General features: G+C 68.3%; 1 pseudogene. It reads left to right on the forward strand.

What is annotated here, in order from left to right:
* Positions 1–50: 50 nt before the first annotated feature.
* Positions 51–978: pseudogene (locus tag AAH979_RS43055) on the forward strand (IS5 family transposase); the annotation flags it as partial.

The following is a 978-nucleotide window of genomic DNA, read 5'->3' on the forward strand; positions in this document are numbered from 1 at the left end:
TAGGGCGTGTCTCGTGGATCTGTTGGGGATGAGGGTGTAACACGTTTGTCGTGTCTGGACGGTTCGAGCTCACCGACGCCGAGTGGGAACTGCTCAAGCCCCTGCTGCCTGCAGATCCGCCGCGTGGTGGCCGGTGGCGTGATCACCGTACGACGATCTCTGGAGTCTTGTTCCGGGAACGGACCGGCATCACCTGGCGGGACCTGCCCGCCCGGTTCGGCCCGTGGAAGACCGTCTACCAGCGCAAACGTCGCTGGACCCTCGACGGGACCTGGGCGAGGATCTGCGACGCGCTGCGTACCGACTGCGATGCCGAAGAGGGCGATGACTGGACCCTCGGCGTGGACTCGACCGTGGTCCGGGCGCATCAGCACGCCGCTGGTGCTCGCCGTGACCCGCCCAGAGAGCTGTCCGAGCAGGCCGGCGATGGCAAAGGGGGCGGACGGGATCGGGCGAATCGGGTGATCGTGAGGCGCTCGGCCGGTCCCGCGGCGGACTGAGCACGAAGCTGCACCTGGCCGCCGACCGCCGGTGCCGGCCGATCAGCCGGACGCTGACCGCTGGGCAGCGCCACGACAGCGTCGGGTTCGCCAAGGTCATGGACGGCATCCGCATCCGGCGCCGGGTGGGCCGGCCTCGCGCTCGGCCGGGCCGGCTGCTTGCCGACAAGGCGTACACGAACAAGAAGATCCGGGCTGAGCTGCGTCGGCGCCGGATCACGGCGGTGATCCCGGAGAAGAAGGACCAGGTCGCCGCGCGGGTGTCCAAGGGCAGCCGCGGTGGGCGCCCGCCCGCCTTCGACCGTGAGCTGTACAAACAGCGCAATGTCGTCGAACGGGCAATCAACAAGCTCAAGCAGTTCCGGGCCGTGGCCACCCGCTACGACAAGAGAGACTTCATGTACCAGGCCGCCGTCGACGTCGCCACGATGAAGATCTGGCTACGCGACCTCACCCGAGATCCACGAGACACGGCCTA

Origin of the sequence: Plantactinospora sp. ZYX-F-223, from assembly GCF_039649625.1 — a bacterium.
Lineage (GTDB): Bacteria > Actinomycetota > Actinomycetes > Mycobacteriales > Micromonosporaceae > Plantactinospora.